General features: G+C 72.7%; 19 protein-coding genes. 6 read left to right on the top strand and 13 right to left on the bottom strand.

Annotated features, from left to right (window positions below):
- Positions 1-167 precede the first annotated feature (167 nt).
- On the top strand, positions 168-875 hold the full coding sequence (locus tag RCO28_RS16215) for a M24 family metallopeptidase (protein ID WP_308941829.1): 708 nt from the start codon (positions 168-170) through the stop codon (positions 873-875).
- Between the two features lie 84 nt (positions 876-959).
- On the opposite strand, the gene RCO28_RS16210 is transcribed toward RCO28_RS16215, so the two are convergent.
- Entirely contained in the window at positions 960-1,520 is a 561-nt protein-coding gene (locus RCO28_RS16210; protein WP_308941828.1) for a CGNR zinc finger domain-containing protein, read from the bottom strand.
- Between the two features lie 95 nt (positions 1,521-1,615).
- On the opposite strand from RCO28_RS16210, the gene RCO28_RS16205 reads away from it, so the two are divergent.
- The 3 genes from RCO28_RS16205 to RCO28_RS16195 all read left to right on the top strand — a co-directional run bounded on the left by RCO28_RS16205 (position 1,616) and on the right by RCO28_RS16195 (position 4,599).
- Positions 1,616-2,791 carry an epoxide hydrolase gene (locus RCO28_RS16205; protein WP_308941827.1) on the top strand — a complete coding sequence of 392 codons (1,176 nt, stop codon included), beginning with the start codon at positions 1,616-1,618 and terminating at the stop codon, positions 2,789-2,791.
- A 121-nt stretch (positions 2,792-2,912) separates the two neighbouring features.
- Positions 2,913-3,977, top strand: a complete 1,065-nt coding sequence (locus RCO28_RS16200) for a hypothetical protein (protein ID WP_308941826.1) — start codon at positions 2,913-2,915, stop codon at positions 3,975-3,977.
- A gap of 172 nt (positions 3,978-4,149) precedes the next feature.
- On the top strand, positions 4,150-4,599 hold the full coding sequence (locus RCO28_RS16195; RefSeq protein ID WP_308941825.1) for a spore-associated protein: 450 nt from the start codon (positions 4,150-4,152) through the stop codon (positions 4,597-4,599).
- A gap of 85 nt (positions 4,600-4,684) precedes the next feature.
- On the opposite strand, the gene RCO28_RS16190 is transcribed toward RCO28_RS16195, so the two are convergent.
- The 9 genes from RCO28_RS16190 to RCO28_RS16150 form a co-directional block, all read right to left on the bottom strand.
- Positions 4,685-5,584, bottom strand: a complete 900-nt coding sequence (locus RCO28_RS16190) for an NAD(P)-dependent oxidoreductase (RefSeq protein WP_308941824.1) — start codon at positions 5,582-5,584, stop codon at positions 4,685-4,687.
- A gap of 68 nt (positions 5,585-5,652) precedes the next feature.
- Positions 5,653-6,792 (bottom strand): cytochrome P450, encoded by a 1,140-nt coding sequence (locus tag RCO28_RS16185; protein WP_308941823.1) that lies wholly within the window; start codon positions 6,790-6,792, stop codon positions 5,653-5,655.
- A complete protein-coding gene (locus RCO28_RS16180; protein WP_308941822.1) occupies positions 6,789-7,559 on the bottom strand; it encodes a glycosyltransferase in 771 nt (256 codons plus the stop codon). The genes RCO28_RS16185 and RCO28_RS16180 overlap by 4 nt, the downstream gene beginning before the upstream one ends.
- Positions 7,556-9,037 (bottom strand): class I adenylate-forming enzyme family protein, encoded by a 1,482-nt coding sequence (locus RCO28_RS16175; protein WP_308941821.1) that lies wholly within the window; start codon positions 9,035-9,037, stop codon positions 7,556-7,558. The genes RCO28_RS16180 and RCO28_RS16175 overlap by 4 nt, the downstream gene beginning before the upstream one ends.
- Positions 9,037-9,780: a glycosyltransferase family A protein gene (locus tag RCO28_RS16170; protein ID WP_308941820.1), complete on the bottom strand. Its 744-nt coding sequence runs from the start codon at positions 9,778-9,780 to the stop codon at positions 9,037-9,039. Before RCO28_RS16170 ends, RCO28_RS16175 begins: the two co-directional genes overlap by 1 nt.
- Positions 9,777-10,805 (bottom strand): ketoacyl-ACP synthase III, encoded by a 1,029-nt coding sequence (locus tag RCO28_RS16165; RefSeq protein ID WP_308941819.1) that lies wholly within the window; start codon positions 10,803-10,805, stop codon positions 9,777-9,779. The genes RCO28_RS16170 and RCO28_RS16165 overlap by 4 nt, the downstream gene beginning before the upstream one ends.
- A gap of 151 nt (positions 10,806-10,956) precedes the next feature.
- Entirely contained in the window at positions 10,957-12,918 is a 1,962-nt protein-coding gene (locus RCO28_RS16160; RefSeq protein WP_308941818.1) for an ABC transporter permease, read from the bottom strand.
- Between the two features lie 175 nt (positions 12,919-13,093).
- Entirely contained in the window at positions 13,094-13,888 is a 795-nt protein-coding gene (modA, locus tag RCO28_RS16155) for a molybdate ABC transporter substrate-binding protein (protein WP_308941817.1), read from the bottom strand.
- Positions 13,889-14,017: 129 nt separating this feature from the next.
- Positions 14,018-14,413 (bottom strand): helix-turn-helix transcriptional regulator, encoded by a 396-nt coding sequence (locus tag RCO28_RS16150; RefSeq protein WP_308941816.1) that lies wholly within the window; start codon positions 14,411-14,413, stop codon positions 14,018-14,020.
- 298 nt (positions 14,414-14,711) lie between these two features.
- Here RCO28_RS16150 and RCO28_RS16145 point away from each other — a divergent pair, with 298 nt between their 5' ends.
- Positions 14,712-15,134: a TOBE domain-containing protein gene (locus RCO28_RS16145; RefSeq protein ID WP_308941815.1), complete on the top strand. Its 423-nt coding sequence runs from the start codon at positions 14,712-14,714 to the stop codon at positions 15,132-15,134.
- A gap of 33 nt (positions 15,135-15,167) precedes the next feature.
- On the opposite strand, the gene RCO28_RS16140 is transcribed toward RCO28_RS16145, so the two are convergent.
- From RCO28_RS16140 to RCO28_RS16130, 3 genes are all read right to left on the bottom strand, one after another.
- On the bottom strand, positions 15,168-15,851 hold the full coding sequence (locus tag RCO28_RS16140) for a DUF1707 domain-containing protein (protein WP_308941814.1): 684 nt from the start codon (positions 15,849-15,851) through the stop codon (positions 15,168-15,170).
- A 280-nt stretch (positions 15,852-16,131) separates the two neighbouring features.
- On the bottom strand, positions 16,132-16,332 hold the full coding sequence (locus RCO28_RS16135; protein WP_308941813.1) for a CsbD family protein: 201 nt from the start codon (positions 16,330-16,332) through the stop codon (positions 16,132-16,134).
- Between the two features lie 138 nt (positions 16,333-16,470).
- Positions 16,471-16,860, bottom strand: a complete 390-nt coding sequence (locus RCO28_RS16130; protein WP_308941812.1) for a hypothetical protein — start codon at positions 16,858-16,860, stop codon at positions 16,471-16,473.
- 194 nt (positions 16,861-17,054) lie between these two features.
- Here RCO28_RS16130 and RCO28_RS16125 point away from each other — a divergent pair, with 194 nt between their 5' ends.
- On the top strand, positions 17,055-17,855 hold the full coding sequence (locus RCO28_RS16125; protein WP_308941811.1) for a VOC family protein: 801 nt from the start codon (positions 17,055-17,057) through the stop codon (positions 17,853-17,855).
- The last annotated feature ends 7 nt before the right edge of the window (positions 17,856-17,862 follow it).

Here is a 17,862-nt window from a genome sequence, read left to right as displayed (position 1 = left end):
AGGAGTCCTGCGCGGCAGTGGAACTCCATCGGGTGCTCCAACGAGGAGGCCGGGCAGGCGCGTTCGGACTGGATGAGTGCTGGATGTGCAGCTGAGTGGGTGGCTAGCCTGGCGTGTGCGCGTGCCCGGCTGAGGCATGCCGTGTCGAGAGAGGGGAGTTCGTGGCGGTGGACGCAGGGCGTGTCGAGGTGGCGGAGGCCGAGCGGGTGGCGGGGCTCGTGGCCGCGCAGGAGAAGGCGATCGCGCTGTTCGCCGAGGTGGAGGCCCGCGGCATCGTGGTGCCGGGCGTGGGCGAGCGCGAGGCCAGTGACCGGATCAGGGACCTGGCGAACGAGATGTTCGGCACGACCAAGCACTGGCACAAGCGCGTCGTCCGTTCCGGCGCCAACACCCTTGTGCCGTACCGGGAGAACCCGCCGGACCGGGTGATCGGCCCGGACGACGTCGCGTTCGCGGACTTCGGGCCGATCTTCGAGGAGTACGAGGCGGACTTCGGACGTACGTACGTGTTCGGCGACGACCCGGACAAGCGCCGCCTCCTGGAGGATCTGCCGCGCCTCTTCGACGCGGGGCGGGAGGTCTTCGCCGCAGACCCGGACATCACGGGACGCCAGTTGCACGGCGCGGTGGAGAAGCTCGCGGCCGAGGCGGGCTGGGAGCTCGGCGGCTGGCACGCGGGCCATCTGGTCGGAGAGTTCCCGCACGAGACGATCGACGGAATGAAGGTCGAGTCGTACATCACGCCGGACAATGACACCCCGATGCGCCGCACGGACCGCCGGGGCCGGACCTGTCACTGGATCCTGGAACTGCATTTCGTGGACCGCCGCCGTGAATTCGGTGGATTCCACGAGCAGTTGCTGGACCTGGCCTGAGAGAGCCGCCCCCCGGTCGCGGTGAGGTACTCCTCGCGGTCGCGGTGAGGTACTCCTCGCGGGATTCAATAGCAATCCGCTGATCTAGGGTTTGCGCTGGTTGGCATGGAAGCGCGCCTTCTTCTGACGATTCCCGCACGTGTTCATGTCGCACCACCGGCGGGTGCGGCTTTGGCTGGTGTCGAAGAAGGCCGCTTGGCATGTTGGTGATGCGCACAAGGCCATTTTTCCGTCCCGTTCGCCCGCGATGATGCTGATCGCGTCGGCGGCGATCACGCCGAGGGCGTCCTCCACGCGGGAAGCCGAGCTGAGCCGCCATTGCCGCTTGCCCTCGGGCGTCAGGATCGCCGCGGCCCGGCCCTGAGCGCTGCAGTCGTTGATGACTTGGACAGCGGACGCAGGGAGAGCGTCCTGCAGCGCGGCCGCTGTCGCGGCGGCGTGGATCGACTCCCTCAGTTCCCGGGCGAGGTCGAGCTGGGCCGGGGTGCAGGAGTCCACGGCGAGGTCGTACACCGCGAGCCAGTCGACGAGTCGCTGCGGCGTGGGGATGCGCTCCACTGCGTCGCCGTGACGCTCCGACAGCGTCCCCGTGAAGCTGGTGGCCAGCACGTTGCCGAGGCGGAAGTCAGGGAATCCAGCGCGCATGGAACCACCTTAGCCGGTTGCGGCGTGGCTCGGCAGACTGCTAGAACCGTCTTAGACGGTTCCGCGAGCCGGTTCCGCGATGGCCAGGAGGTCTCATGCCCCGTCCAACAGCCAGCGACGTGCGAGCATTTGAAGCCCACGCAACCGACGCCGACCTCGACGATCTGCGCGCGCGACTGGCCGCGGCGCGGCTACCGGAGGCTGAGACGGTCTACCGCGCCGCGCCCGACCCTCGCCGATGGGAACAGGGCGTTCCGCTCGCCGACCTCGTCGATGTCGTGAACTACTGGCGCACCGGGTACAACTGGCGGTCGTTCGAAGAGAGCCTCAACGGGATCGGCCAGTTCCGCACGACCATTGATGATCTGGGAATCCACTTCCTGCACCGCCGGTCCACGCGCGCGGATGCCACTCCTCTGATCCTGACGCACGGCTGGCCGGACAGCATCGTTCGGTTCATCGATGCAGTGGACGAGCTGGCAGATCCGAAAGATGCTGCCGCGCCCGCGTTCCACGTCGTGGTCCCGTCGCTGCCCGGCTTCGGTTACAGCGACAAGCCGGCCACCACCGGGTGGGGAACCGAAAAGATCGCGGCCGCCTGGGTGGAACTCATGGGAAGGCTCGGGTACAGCAAATTCGCGGCTCACGGCGGCGATTGGGGCGGCAATATCACCACGGTTCTCGGCGGCAGATTCCCGGCGCACGTTCTCGGCATCCACACAACGTTCGCGGAGGGACCGCCCGGATTGACAACGGACGGGCTGACGGCGGTCGAGCGCGAGTGGGCCGAAGAGACCCGCGGTTTCTGGCGCCACCGCGCTGCGTACGCGAAGCAGCAGGCGACCCGACCGCAGACCATCGGCTACTCGCTCGTCGACTCACCGGTCGGGCTTCTTGCCTGGATCCTCGACAAGTTCGCCGAGTGGACAGACACCGAAGACAGCCCGTTCGAGACGATTTCCATGGACAGAGTTCTTGACGACGTCACCTTGTACTGGCTGACGCGGACCGGTGCATCGGCGGCCCGCATTTACTACGAGAGCCACAACTCCCTTGACCCCGAACTCCGGGTCGACGTTCCGTCAGCCATCACCATGTATCCCCGTGACGTCGAGAAGTGTCCGCGCCCCTGGGCGCAGGAGCGGTACCGGCAGATCGTCCGATGGAGGACCGCCGAAAGCGGAGGACATTTCCCGTCGCTTGAGGTTCCCGAGTATTTCGTCAAGGACCTGCAAGAAGGCCTCGCGGCAGTGCTCGACGCCCAGCGGTGACCACGGCTCGGTGAAGCCCGGGCCCGTCCGGAGAACCTCGTCCGCCCGCCGCCGCGTCCTCACCTGGGACGGATGCGGAACGGACAGCAGGCTCACCCATGCACGGACAGAAGGCTCACCCATGAAGCGCACCACCCGGCACGATCACACCGCGCCGCAGACCGGCCTGGGCGCAGGCCCGCCGGGCGCGAGCCCGCAACGCGGCGTCACCGCAACGGTGTTGGTCGCCCTGCGGTGGAATCGAGGCGCCGTGGCGGGGGCGACGGCACGGGTCGTCGGCCTGGCCGGACTCGTCGGGCTGGTGCTGACGGGTGCGATATTCGCGCTCGCCTGGCCCCTCTTCACGCACATGCGGAACGAACGCATCAGGTACCAGCAGCTGGAGGACCCGTACCTGCACGACCCCACCGACCTCGCTCTGCTCGCCCTGTGCACGCTCCCGCTCTTCCTGCTTCTCCTCGGCGTCGGCAGTGCGGCCCTGCAGAGGGTGTGCTCCCGAGCGGTCGCAGCGGCGAACGGCGCTGATGCGGCGGAGGGGGAGGCGGAGGAGGCGGAGGAGGCGAGACGGCCGCGGACCGGGGGCCGCGCGCCGTGGCGACCGGTGCTCGCCGTGTACGCGCTGCGTGGCCTGGTCGTATGGCTGCTGCCGTTGCTCGTCCATGCCGTGGCGGACAGCCTGACCGGCTACCACCTCGACACCCCGGAACCCCTGGAACGCGGGTCCTGGCCGCACGCACTCGTCACCGCGTCTCCCGTGGTGGCCGTGGGCGTCGCCCTGCTGCTGCGCCTCGGACTCACCCTCGCCCCCGCCGCCGCGGCAGCCGGTCTCGGCCCGCGTGCGGCCCTGCGCCGGTCCTGGTCGCTGACCTGGACGCGCGGCGGGTTGGCTCGCGTCCTCGCCCTCGCGCTGCCGCTGGCTGCGCTCACCGCCGGGGTGCTCCGGCTGACGGTGCAACTCGCCCTCCCGCTGCGACCGCTCGTACGGGAACTCGTCGAGCAGGTCACGGGCAACTTCTTCGCCGCCTACTACGCGGGCATCCTCGCCCCCGTGATCGTCGGCATCCTGGTCACCGCAGCGCTGACTCTCCCGTTGACGTACACGGCCTTCGCGGCGCTTCACGAGCAGCTGCGGCCGGCGCGTGTCCTTCCTCGGCCCGCAGGGGAGACGGCGGACTCCGCCCCTTGACACAACAGGGCCGAGGGGACGGGCCGTTCGGCGTGCCGCGCTGCCGCGCTGGGCGTCGGCACGTGCACCGCGGTTCGGTGAAGTAGCCGCACAGAGGGGCACAACCATTGCGATGTGTGGTGGGTCATACCAAGCACGAGCAGACCGCTCCAACCGTCATATGGGGGGAAATATGCGATTCAAACGTTCTGCCCTGACCGTCGCGGCCTTGTCGGCCCTGGCGATGGGAGGTGCGACCGCCCTGGCGACTCCCGCCTCCGCGGCGCCCAACACCACTCCGCAGAAGGTCTGCGGCAGCAGCTACAAGACCGTCAACTCGGCGCCGATCGGCTCCCGGGGCACCGTCTACCTGACGTACAACGCGAGCAACGGCAAGAACTGCGTCGTCACCATCCGCAGCAACCCCGGCACCAAGATGGACATGTCGTCCTGGATCTACATCCCCGACACGGGCGAGGGCGGCGACGACTACGGCGCCTACACCTCGTACGCCGGTCCCGTCTACGCCTACGGCAAGGCCCACTGTGTCGACTGGGGCGGCAGCATCGGCAACGTGTACGTCCAGGTGACCGGCTCCAACTGCGCCGCTCTCAAGGAACATCGGGTCACCACGGTCCGCTGACCACCACAACTCGGCCGTCCCCCAGGCCCGTTCTGGCGCACTCCATGCGGTGCGCCAGGGCGGGCCCGGCGGCGTCGACCCCGGGCTACCCGCCCCCGTAGTCCCCGAGCCCCCGCTCCGCCCTCCACCCCCGGGACTCGGCCTTGGTCACGTCCAGGACGACCGGGTGGGCCAACTGCTGCACCGCGTAACGGGTGAGGACCGGCTCGCTGTCGGGCCGGAGGCGCGCCAGGGCCTGGGCTGCTCGGGCCGCCGTCTCCGCGAGGGGCAGCGGAAGGTGGCGGATGCGAGCGCGCATGCCGTGGGCGCGCAGGACGGTGCGGATGGCCGTGTCACGGTCGTACGGGGTGGGGTCGGCGATGTTGTACGCGCCCGGGGGCCAGTCCCCGGCGGTGAGGCAGGCGCGCGTGAGGTTCTCGACGGCCGTCAGGCTGAGGCGGGAGCTGGGCCCCGGCAGGACGAGCAGCCCGCGCCGGACCCGGGACAGCAGCCGTGGCACCAGATGCGGGTCCCCTGGACCGTAGACCGCACGGGGCCGCAGCACCACGGCCCCGGCGGCGAGGGCCAGTTGCTCCCCGGCCGCCTTGGTGCGGCCGTACGCGTTGAGGTGCCCGCGTACGGGATGGTCCTCGGTGATCGGGAGGCCTCCCGGAGCGGGCGCGTAGACGCTGGCGCTGCTCACCCACACCACCGGCCGACCCGCCGCCGCCTCGAGCAGCCGTGCCGTGCCGTCGACGTTGACGGCACGCATCGCGGCCTCGGCGGGGGAGCCGGGCACCGGGTCGCCGACGGCCGCCGCGCAGTGCACGACGAGATCGGCACCGGCCAGGTCAGGCACTTCCCGCGCGGCGTCCCAGGGGATGTGTCGTCCGACGGGGCCTGGCCTTCGTCCCAGACACAGGACTTGAGCACCTTGGGCGGCGGCGGCCGTCGCGAGGTGGGAGCCGCAGAAGCCGCTGGCTCCGGTGACGGCGATGGTGGTCATGGGTGCTCCGGTGTGGGGCGGTGGAGGGTGGACGGCGGCCGTGTCGCCTGGGGGAGGGTGCTGGTGCGTCATCGATGGTCCGGGGAGGCGGTGTGGTCCGTCGCGCGGATCGTGAGGGAGCGCCAGCCGGGGAGGGCCGCGGCGCGGTCGACCCGGGCGCGTAGGACCGTGGGGCGGTGGGGTGCGAGTGCGGCGAGCGTGTCGGTGAGCTGGGCGCGGGCCAGGCGTGCGCCGGGGCAGGCGTGCGCGCCCGCGCCGAAGACGAGTTGGGCCTCGGCGGGCGGCGCCGGGCAGTGCGCGTCCGGCAGATCGCTGTGGGCGCGTACCGCATGCCGTGCCACCAGGAGCAGCCGGTCCCCGGCCCGTACGGGGCAGCCGCCCAGCTCCGCGTCTGCTGCCGCCACGCGCGGCAGCAGCGGCGAAGGGGCGGTCACGCGAAGCAGTTCGCCGACCAGCGCCGGCCGCAGCCGGTCGTCGGCGGCCTGTTCCCACAGCCGCGCGTCGGCGCACCAGGCGGCGGCGCGCGGCAGGGCCGCGACGGTGGTGTTGACCGCGGCGACCGCCAGCATCGCCCGCAGCGCGGACTCCGTGCCCTCCCCGGGCAGGTCCGCGGCCAGCAGCGCCTCAAGACGCGCGGCCGCCGCGGCCGCCGCACGCGCGGTGCCGGGCGGCCTGGGCCCGGGCAGATGGTCGCGTACGGCAGTGGCCGCCGCGTGGGCGGACGCCTCCGCGATGTCCTCCGGGGCGGCCGTGGACCCGAGCAGCGCGCGGACCGTCGCACCGGCCAACTCGCGTGCTACGACCACGAGTTCGACCGGATGCCCGGCGGCCAGCGGGGCGAGGCGGCGGGTCAGGACCTCCTGCCACACCGGCCGCAGCCGCTCCACCCCGGCCGCGCCGAGGTCCTCGGCGACCGCACGCCGGGTGCCCCGGTGACCGGCGCCCTCCTGGTCGAACAGCGTTCCACCGGCGGACAGTTCACGCGCTGCGCCGCCCGTCGTACCGACCGCCGTGCGGTCCAGCGGCACCCGGGTGAGGGCCTGCCGGTACGGGGCGGAGCCATGCACGAGGACGGCGCTCCCGATACGGGCCACCGGCCTGCGACGGGTCGCGGCGAGGAGCCCGAAGAGGACGGGGTGGGAGCGGGTGTACACCCGCCGGTCACGGCGCCGGGCGGCCCGCAGGCCACGCTCCGAGGCGGTGCTCATCGGACGTGCACCTCCTTCAGGTCGGCGGGACGGTAACGCCGGTCCCAGCACCACAGCAGCGTCCGGCGCGCACCCCAGGCCCGCAGCCGGCGCAGGCTGGCGTACACGACCATGTCCTCGGCGCGGGCGATCCGGTCGGAGTGCTCACGGGCCCGGTTGAGGAGCGCGACGTCCTCCGGCGGCCCCTCCAGCGGCGTGCGCGGCGTGCCCCCGCAGCGCACGTACAACTCGGCGGTGACGGCGATGTTGTGGCCGTGGCACAGCACGTACGGGGCGCGGTAGCGCGGGTGCCGGTGCGCGCTGCGGCAGCGCCCGTACAGCGCGGTCGCCCGCACCACCCCCGGCAGCAGATACCGCTCGGCGAGCGAGGGCCGCTCGTCGCGGCGCGGAACGCTGCGGCCGCAGGCCAGCTCCGTGCCGCGGCCGAACTCCGCGCGCGCCGCCGCGATCCAGTCGGCGGCGGGCAGACAGTCGGCGTCCGTGCGGACGAGAAGCGCGGCGCCCCGGGCGATCGCGTACCGGAACCCCGTGTCGACGGCCGCGCCGGTGCCCCGCTCCTCCTCCCGGACGACGTGCACCGGGAAGGGCGCGGTGCCCGCGAAGCGGCGTACGAGCGCGGCGGTCGCATCGGTGGAGGCGTTGTCGACGACGGCCAGGGTGAAGTCCGTGTCCGTCTGGGAGGCGAGTGCGGTGAGGGTGGCCGCCATGCCGGACTCCTCGTTGTACGCGGGCACCACGACCCACAACGGCCCTCTCCGCGCGCTCACCCCCGGCTCCCTTCGCGCCGGCGCGCCGCGGCGAGGCGGGCGGTGGCGGCGCGGTCCGGCTTCAACGAGCGGCCCGCCAGCGGGATGTCGGCGAGCAGCACCGCGTCCGGCCGGGCCGCGCCCATCCGCTCCAGCGGTCCGGCCAGCGCGGCGCGCAGCGCGCCACGGTCGGCTCCGCGGCTCGGCTGTACGACGGCGACCAGGTGTTCGTCGCCGTCCCCTGCCGGTACGCCGACGAGTACGGCGAGTTCGACGCCGGGCACGTGCAACGCCGGTTCGTACAGGCCCGGGTAGATGTTCTCCGCCTCGCGCAGCACCATGTCCTTGAGGCGGCCTTCGAGGACGATCCGGCCGTTCGCGTCGAGGTGGGCGCGGTCCCCGGTGGCGACCCACGGGTCCGGCTCCTGGCCGAGGTAGCGGTGGCGGGCGGCCGGGCCGGAGAGCAGCAGTTCGCCCGCGGCGTCCGTCTTGGCGGCGACCCCCGGCAGGGGCGGACCGGCCAGGTCTCCGGCCCCGGTGAAGGCGGCCTTGTCGGCCTGCTCGACGGCCGCGGCGGGGAACAGTTCCGTCAGCGCGTAGACGCCCCAGGCCTCGTCGGCGCCCGCCTGCTTGACGCGGGTAAGGAGGTCGGCGCTCGCGGGGGCCGAGCCGGTCCACACCCGGCCCGTGAACCGGCCGCCCGCAGCGAGCAGGTGACGCAGTTGAGGGGGTGTCAAGTAGGTTGCCTGCGGGGCGAGTTGGCGTATCTGCCGGGCCAGGACGCGCGGCGATCGTGCGGGCAGTGCGACCGGCGCCCCGCTCGCGAGCGACGGCAGGAGGACGAAGAACGTACCGCCGAGCACGGGCCGTCCGGCCTCCGGCCCGACCAGCTCGGCGACGGTCGCCATCCCGGCCGCGAGCGAGGACCGCGTGTGCACCACCGCGCGGGGACTCGACGTGGTGCCCGACGTGAACACGATGACCGCGTCGCCGTCCTCGTCCACCGGCCGAGGCAGTGCCGTCGTCCGCACACCGGAGTCCAGGGCGGGCGCGCAGCCCGGCAGCCGCGGGCCCACCGTGACGACCGGGCCGAGCTCGGCCAGGTCCGGCAGGGCGAGGCGGGCCCGGCGGGCGAGCGGCCGGGCCCAGCCCGCGACCGCCTGCGCGGTGGCGTCGGCGAGGACCACATCGGGGCGGGCCAGGGCGAGCCGGGCGCGCAGCACGTCGGGACCGGCCCCGGGGTCGAGCACCGCGGCCCGCGCGCCGAGCCGGTGCACGGCGAGCATCACGGCCAGGGCGCGCGGCCCGGGCCGTACGGCGACGCCGACGGTGCTGCCTCTTCCGATGCCCCGGGCGTGCAGGGCCGCGGTGTGGCGGTCGGCGAGGTCGGCCAGGTCCGCGTGGGTGGCCTTGACGCGTACGGCGCCGGTGCGGGTGGCGCCGAGGACGGCGGGCCGGTCCGGGTGCGCGCGCAGGGTGTGGGCGAGGGTGTCGAGCATCAGCGTGGGTCCTCCCCGTGACGGCCCGGGCCCTTGTCGAGGTACCAGCGGGCGGTGCCGACGACGCCGTACGCGCGCAGCCGCCGGGTCGAGTTCTCCACGACCATGTCGCGGGCCCGGACGATGGCCGTGGTGTGCCTGCGTACGCGGTTCAGGAACAGCCGGTCGGTCGGCGAGGGACGGCGCGGCATGCCGCCGACGGCGTCGTACAGGTCGGCCGTGATGGCCATGTTGTTGCCGGCGTGCATCCGGTACGGCGCGAGGTAGCCGTGGCGGTGGTGGTGGGCGGGGCGGATGCGGCCGAAGAACGCGGCGACGCGGACCAGGGCGCGGAAGACGGCCCGCCCGAGCGGCCCGTGCTCGTCGCGCCGCGCGTCGATGCGTCCGCACACCAGACCCGCCCCCCGCGCCAGCGCGCCCCGGGCCCCGGCCGTCCAGCCGGGGCGCGGCAGACAGTCGGCGTCGGTGCGGGCGAGCAGCACCGCACCCCGGCCGATCGCGAACCGGAACCCGGTGTCGACCGCACAGCCCACACCCTTCTCCGGTTCGCTCAGGACGTGCACGGGGAAGGGGGCGCGCCGGGCGAAGGCGTGCGCGACAGCGGCCGTCGCGTCGGTCGAGGCGTTGTCCACGACCACGAGCGTGAAGTCCCGGTCCCGCTGGGCGGCGAGGGCCTCAAGCGTGGCGCCGATCCGCGCGGCCTCCTGGTGTGCGGGCACCACGACCCACAGGGGAGTGCTCATGCCTTCTCCCAGACCATCGTCATGATGCTGACGCCGCCGCCCAGGCCGACGAACAACACCCGGTCGCCGGAGCGCAGTTGGCCGTGCACCCGGTCCAGCTGCACGCCGAGCGTGGCGCTCGCCATGTTGCCGAGCTCGGGCACGGTGACGACGAGCCGGTCCCGGGGCACACCCGTGAGCTCCACGAACCGCTCCAGGTACGGAACGGTGACCTGGTGCACCAGGATGTGCCGGAAGTCGCCCCACTCCAGGCCGGTGCGCCGGCGCATCCGGTCGAGCACGGACGTGCCGACCTTCTCGAACACCTCGCGCAACTCGCTCCCGTCCCCACGGAAGTACGTGTGCTCGTCGCCCCGCGGATGCCGCGAACCGCCGCCGAAGATCCCGCCGACCGCCCAGTGCTCGGAGTGCGTCTCGGTGTCGACGTCGACGATTCCGCCCCGCTCCACCGCCTCCAGGACCACGGCCGCGCCCGCGTCACCGAAGGTGTATCCGGCGAAGGCGTCCCGGAGTTGGCCCGCGTCGGCCGGCCGGTGCCGCACGGCCCGGCTCGGGGTCTCGCCGGTGACGACGAGGGCGCGGCGGGCCCGGCCCGCGAGGATCAACGCCCGTGCCGTGTCGATGGCGTTGACGAAGCTGTTGCACGCGTTCGTCACGTCCAGCGCATGCGCCCGGGACCCCAGCTCGGCCTGGACGATATGCGCCGTCGCCGGCTCCACCACGTCCCGCGTCGCGGAGCCGAACACCAGCAGGTCGATGTCGTACGGGTCGAGCCCCGCCCGGCCAAGCGCCGTACGTCCCGCGCGTACCGCGAGCGTCGAGGCGTACTCGCCGTCCGCCGCCGCACGGCGCGAGACGATGCCGGTCGCCCGCTCGAACATCCGCTCCGGCAGCCGGAGCCCGGCGGCCGCGGTGACCCGCTCCTGAAGGTCGTACGAGCTCACCTCGGCCCGAGGCAGACAGGAGGCCACCGCGGTGATGCCGACGCGGACCTCCGGGGCGCGGGCAACGTGGTCTATATGCATGGAGGGACGCTAAGAGGGCCCTCGGGCGTCGCGCCTGAGCACGCGTACTCAACCCGCCATGGGTAGGTGACCCGATGCTCGGGCGTCGCTCGACTTCGGTTGACCGGCCACCCGCCGCCGGACCCGCTCACGCTCGGCGTCGGCGCAAGGGCTAGAGAGGCACCAGCACGACTTCCGTGGCCTTGATGCCGGTGAAGACGGCGGTGCCCTCGGTGAGGGCGAGTTCCGTCGCCGCCTGCGGGGTGATCTCGGCGACGAGGTCCGGCGTGTGCTCCGCCGTGACCAGGACGCGGAGGCGGCTGCCGACCGCGGTGATCTCCCGGATCGTGCCGTGCCACACGTTGCGCGGGCTGCCCTCGGGGCGCGTCCGGTGCAGCGAGACGGCCTCCGGGGCGATGACGGCCAGCGCCTCCGTGCCCTCCGGCAGGGGATCGGCGACGACAAGGCGGCCGCCGTCGGCCAGCCGGAGTGTCCCCTCCGAAGTGCCCGTCCCGGCAAGGGCGTTGCGGCCCAGCATGCGGGCCACCCACGGCGAGCGGGGGTGCCGGGTGACCTCCGCCGCGGGGGCGTCCTGCAGGGTGCGGCCGTCTTCGAGTACGAGGACACGGTCCGCGAGCGACACCGCCTCCACCGGGTCGTGGGTGACGATCAGGCAGACGCCGCCGAAACCGGAGAGATGGCTGCGCAGGGTGTGGCGTACGTGGGCCCGCGTGGACTGGTCGAGGGCGGCGAGGGGTTCGTCCAGCAGCAGCAGTCGGGGGCTCGGCGCCAGCGCCCGGGCGAGAGCGACGCGTCCGGCCTGGCCGCCGGAGAGCTGCGCGGGCTTGCGGTGCGCGAGGTGGCCGACACCGAGCCGGTCGAGCCACTCCTGGGCGATGCGCCGGGCCTCGTCCCGGCGTACGCCCTGGGCCCGGAGCCCGTACGCGGTGTTGGCGAGGGCGCTCAAGTGCGGGAAGAGCGCGCCGTCCTGCGGGACCCAGGCGACGCCCCGACGGTGCGGCGGCAGGGCGCTGACGTGCTGCTCGCCGAGCCGCAGGTCCGCGTGGGCGCGTGGGGTGAGGCCGAGCAGCGCCCGGAGCAGGGTGGTCTTTCCGGCGCCGTTGGGGCCGACGACGGCGATGGTGGTGCCCGGAGCTGCGTCGAGGGTGAGCTGGTTGAAGCCGGTGACGTCGGCGTGCAGCGGCCAGTGTCCCGGTGCGGCCCCGGTCTTCGGGGTGGGGTGCCCGGTGTCCTGCGGGATGTCCGTGGCACCGGTCGGGGAGTCGGGGCTCTCGCCGCGCGGGCGCGCCGCGCGGTGGGCCGCGCCGCCGCCGGCCCAGCGTCCGCGCAGCGCGATCAGGACGGCCATGGCGATGACCAGGAGCAGCAGCGACACGGACGTCGCCGCCTCGGGCTGGTCCTGGAGCAGCAGATAGACCTGCAAGGGAAGGGTCTGCGTGGTGCCGGGCAGGTTGCCGGCGAAGGTGATGGTGGCCCCGAACTCGCCGAGCGCCCGCGCCCACGTCAGGGCCGCTCCGGCGGCGAGGCCCGGGGCGACCATCGGCAGCGTCACGGTGAAGAACACCCGTACCGGCGAGGCGCCGAGGGAGGCGGCGGTCTCCTCGTACGCCGGGCGCAGGCCCGCGAGCGTTCCCTCCAGGCTGATGACCAGGAACGGCATCGCCACGAACGTCGCCGCCACCACCGCGCCCGACGTGTGGAACGGCAGCACGATCCCGAAGGTGCCCTCCAGCCACGGCCCAAGCAGCCCACGGCGCCCGAAGCCGAGCAGCAGCGCGACACCGCCCACGGTGGGCGGCAGCACCATGGGAAGCAGCACGAGGGAACGTACGAGGGCCTTGCCGGGGAAGCGGACCCGCGCGAGGAACCAGGCCAGCGGCACGCCGAGGACCAGCGCCAGGCCGAGGGACCAGAACGACACGTACAGCGACAGCTTGAGCGCCTCGGTGACGCCCGGGCTGGTCAGGTGGGTGCCGAGCTCGCGCCACTCGGTCCGCGCGAGGATGCCGACCAGCGGCAGCAGCAGGAACGCGATCGCGAGGAGGGCGGGCACGGCCAGGGCCACGGGGGTGCGCGGCCCGGCCTGCCGGGGGTGTCGGCTTCGGCTTCTCATCGCGGGTTCCTGAGCGTGTCGTATGCGTTCGTGCGTCGTATGCGTTCGTTCGAGGGGGAGCGGAGCTGCGGTGCCTTCGGGGCCCCCGGTCTCCCGGAGACGGTGCCTTCGGGGCCCGCCCGGTCTCCCGGAGACGGTGCCTTCGGGAGACCGGGCGGTCTCCCGGACCGGACTGCTACGGCTTCTGGAAGCCCGCCTCCCGCAGGATCTTCTGCGCCTCGGGGCTGCCGAGCCACTTCACGAACTCGGCGGCGGCATCGGAGTGTTCGGACACCTTGAGCGTCGCGGCCGGGTACGAGGCGATCGCGTTCCGGTCGGTCGGGATGTCGACGCCGTCCGCCTTGCCGCCGGAGGCGGTCACGTCCGTCTTGTAGACGATGCCCGCGTCGGCCTCGCCCAGCTCGACCTTGCTGAGCACCGCCCGCACGTTGGGCTCCTGCGAGACGGGCTTGACGGTGAGGTCCTGCTGGTCGAGGACCTGCTTGCTGTAGCGGCCCACGGGCACTTCGGGGGCGGCGAGGACGACCTTCAGGTCGCTCTTCGCGAGGTCCTCAAGGTCCTTGATGTTCTTCGGGTTGCCCTTGCCGGTGGCGATCACCAGGCGGTTCTTGGCGATGACGGTCGGCGTGCCGGTGTCGGACCGCAGCCCGTCCATCGTCTTCTCGTCCGCCGTGACGAGCGCGTCCGCCGGGGCGCCCTGCTTGACCTGGGCGGCGAGCTCCTGGGAGCCCGCGAAGGAGAACGTGACCTCGGTGCCGGGGTGTTCCTTCTCGTACGCGGCCCCGGCGGTCTTGAACACGTCGGTGAGGGAGGAGGCGGCGAGCACGGTCAGCTCGGTCTTCTCGCCTCCCTGCCCGGAGCCGTTGTCCTCTTTTCCGTCGGCGCTGCTGCCGCAGGCGGCCAGCGGGACGAGGAGAGCGGCGACGACGAGGGTGGCGGCGGTGCGGCGCTTGGTCATGACGGTCGACATGAGTGGGACTCCTGGGGCATCGGCTCGGCGACGGAGGCCGGACCGTGAGCGGAAAGGGTCAGCGCCGGGGACGGGCAGCGCCACGTGTGGTGCGGGTGCGGCCGTCCGGATGCGGCCGTCCGGTGCGGCTCAGGCGCGGTCGATGTGGACGCTGGTCGACTTCACGCGGGCGGTGGCCTGCATGCCGACCTCAAGGCCGAGCTCCTCGACGGCTTCCCGGGTCAACAGGGAGACCAGCCGGTGCGGCCCTGCCTGGATCTCCACCTGCGCGGCGACGTCGCCGAGTTTGACGGCGGTGACGATGCCCGGAAAGGCGTTGCGCGCCGAGGTGTACGACACGTCCTCCTCGCCGACGCCGCCCTGGGCGACCTCGACGGAGAACGCGGCCAGGTCACGGCCGTCGATGAGCCTGCGGCCGGCCTCGTCGCGGTGGGTGGCGACCTTGCCTCCGTCGGCCCAGCGCCGCGCGGTGTCAGGGCTGACGCCGAGCAGACGCGCGGCCTGACCGATCGTGTAGGACTGCATGTGCGACAAGGTACGGCGCTTTTCCTGGCATGTGCAATTCTCCGGCGGAATATCCATGGCAGGTGCGAGGGCTGCTGGAGGAATCCCCAAGTGCGGACGGCGGCGTCGTGCCCGTTCACTTGTCACGGAAGTCGAATTGTCACGGAAGTCGAATTGTCACGGATGCCGACTGTCGCGGAAGCCGTGACTGTTACGGAAGCCGTGACTGTCACGGATGCCGACTGTCACGGAAGCCGATCGTCACGGAGTCGACCGCTCCGCTGCCGCCGCCCATCACTCGAGACCGGGGTGTTCCCTGATGAGCCTCTCCATCCGCAACCAGCTCCCCGGCACCGTCACCGCGGTCGCCCCCGGGGAGGTCATGGCCACCGTCAAGGTCCGTCTGCACGGCGGCCAGGTCGTCACCGCGGCGATCACCCTGGAGGCCGTGCGGGAGCTGGGCGTCGCCGCGGGCTCGGCCGTGCACGCCCTGGTCAAGTCCACCGAGGTGTCCCTCGCGACCGGTCCCGTCGAGGGGCTGTCCATCCGCAACCAGCTCTCCGGCACGGTCGCCGAGGTGGTCACCGGTGGGGCCATGGCGGCGGTCAAGGTCGAGATCGAGGGCGGTGGCGCGCTGACCGCCGCGATCACCAAGGACTCGGTCACCGATCTCGGTCTGGCCGTCGGCTCCTCGGTGGTCGCGCTGATCAAGTCGACGGAGGTCGCCCTCGCGACGGCCTGAGGCGCGGCATCCGTCTCGGCCCGCCGCCGCCCGTCACCCGCCCCCGGACCCGGACGGCGGCGACACCGGCCTGCGCAGCAGCCACTGCCCGAACGTCCGGCGCGGGGGCCGCACCACCACATTGCCGTGGGCCTTCTGGCCGACCAGCTCCACGCGCAGCCTGGTCGGCGTGCCCGGAGCTGCGCGCATGCGGCGGTGTCGGAGCTTGCAGTGCACCAGGGTCAGCCCGTCCACGTCGACCTCGATGTCCGGCCCCGTGATCAGCGTCAGGCTCTTGCCCGCCATGGCCACGTCGATCCGCACCGTGTCCTGGGTGATCACCGCCTCGGTGAAGTCGAGCGTCACGTCGCACCAGGTCACCGCCAGCTCAAGCCGCCGCGGCAGTACCCAGCGCCCCGTACGCTCCACCGCGCCGCTGAAGACCTGCTCGATCCGGACGACGTCCTTGGGTTCCGCGACCGCCGCGACCGCCGTGACCGCCGCGGCGGCACCGCTCACCGCCGGCAAGTCGGCGGTGAGTACGGCCAGTTGGCCCAGGGTCCGCGCCGACAGGGCGACTTCCAGGCGCTCGTCCAGCTCGTCCGCGCTCAGCAGGCCGTCCCCCGCCGCGATACGCAGGACGTCCACCACCCGGTCCCGGTCCGCGTGCGAGGCTCGCAGCGCGGGCGGCGAGCCCGGAGCGGGCTGCTTCCCCGTGGGTGAGATCTCTCCCGACATGCTTCCGTCCAGGTCCCTTCGAACGTCTCCGCGCGGCGTGGCGCACGCATCAGCCCGTCAGACTAACGCTATATCGCGATAGAAGTCCCGCCCCGGCGCCGGAAAATGCGCCGCCCGCGCCGGACGGCTCGACGGTCAAGTCCGCCGCCCGTACGAGGAGTTGACCGGTGTGGTCTGCGAAGCGCACGGCAACCGGCACGCCGAGAGCCCGGCGCGCCCAACCCGCGACCTTGTCTGCGGGCTGTGGTGCGCCGGGCTCTGCCGGCTGCCGGACCTCAGGTCACATCGGGTCCTTCGGACCCTCCGTCATGGAGCCGCCCGTCTTGCGGGCCCGCTCCTCGACCTTTCCGCGCATCTTCTTCGCCTCGCCGCGGGCCTGTTCGCCCTTGCCCTCGACTTCCTGCTTGCGGTCGCCGGTGACCTTGCCGGCCACTTCCTTGGCCTTGCCCTTTGCCTTGTCCATGCCGCCCTTGTCGGCCATGGTTCCTCCTCGTCCGGAAACAGAGTCCGGGAAGTTCGTCGGAAGCTTGCGGATCCAACGTAGGACGGGTCGGCGCATCGCACACTTCGGGAAGTCACTGTCCGTGGTGGGCCGTTGGGCGCGCGGGGCGCGGCCTGGTCAGTCGGCGCCCTGCGAGCCCCGCAGGAAGCGGGCGGCGGCGGTCCGAATGGTGGCCGCCGTCGCGTCCGGGACGGGATCGGTCACGGCGACCCGGGCGAACGGGGCGGCCGCGGCGTGCAGGTCGACACAGATCACCGGCCCCGACCGGGGGCGGAGCGCGACGAAGTCCTTGGTGCCGGACACGTCCCGTACGCCGATGCAGAGCACGTCGGGGATCCATGTCCCCCGGCCCTGCGTGCCGCGCAGCACCCGCCACCAGGAAGGGTCCGCCGCCACCTGCTCGACCGCCCCGAGCGGTACGTGGATGTCACCGTGCCGCGCCGCGAGCTTCTCCCACCAGGACAGCCGGACGATCAGCTCGCCCTTCCGGACCACCAGTCGGGCCATGGCCGTCACACCCTCCGCTCGGCGTTCCGCCCGCACGACCAGGATATTCCGCGCCGTGACACTCGGGTCGTTCCGCTCGGATACTTCCCATACGCTGGATAAGTTCCGTTTCGTCCCCTCTTCTCTTCCCTCTTCTCTTCCTTCCCTCTTCCCTGCTCTCTTCCGCCCTCTGCAGCGGTGGAACGGAGGATCCCGTGGTTCTGGTGGCAGCGGATGTGATCGGCGCCCCTTGCTGGTTGAGCCTCGTGGCACGCGATCGCGAGGCCGCGGAGCGCTTCTACGGTGCGGTGCTCGGCTGGACGTTCCGGCAAGGGGGCATGTTCGGCCGGGCCTTCTCGCTGGCGGAGGACGAAGGCGTACCGGTGGCCGGGATCGGCGCGGTGGCCGGGGAGTTCGCCGTACCGGTGGTGTGGACGCCGTACTTCGCCGTCGACGAGGCCGACGCCGCGGTCGCGCGGGTGCGCGAGCGCGGAGGCACGGTCGGCGTGGGGCCGGTCACCTACCCCGCCGGGGGACGGGCTGCCCTGGTGACCGACCAGGAGGGCGCCGTATTCGGCATCTGGGACGGGGACGTCCTGTCCGAGTGGACCATCGGCGCGGAGCGCTCGCCCGCCTGGATCGAACTCCACGCCCGCAACGCCTTCGACTCGGCGATCTTCTACGGCGAGGTCCTCGGCTGGGGCGAGGGTGACGGCGACAGCAGCTGCGCCACCTCGTACGAGGAGGACCAGGTGGTGCTCCGGCGGCAGGGGCGCCCGGTCGCCCGCATGAACAGCGGCCCCGTGGAACAGGCGGCGCCGAAACCGCAGCTCCGGCCCCGCTGGCTGGTCCACTTCAGGGTCGAGGACCTGGACGAGGCGGTGTCCCGCGCCCTGGAACACGGCGGCAGTACGCTCCCCGACGCGGACTGGGCCGACAGCCCCACCCGGCAGGTGACCGTACGGGACCCCGACGGCGCCCTGTTCACCCTGGACCAGGCTACGGACGCCGACTGAGGCCATG

The sequence above is a fragment of the Streptomyces sp. LHD-70 genome, from assembly GCF_031157275.1.
In the GTDB taxonomy this organism is placed as follows: domain Bacteria; phylum Actinomycetota; class Actinomycetes; order Streptomycetales; family Streptomycetaceae; genus Streptomyces.
The sequence above is the reverse complement of the archived record's forward strand: the minus strand, read 5'-3'. Positions and strand labels throughout refer to the sequence as shown.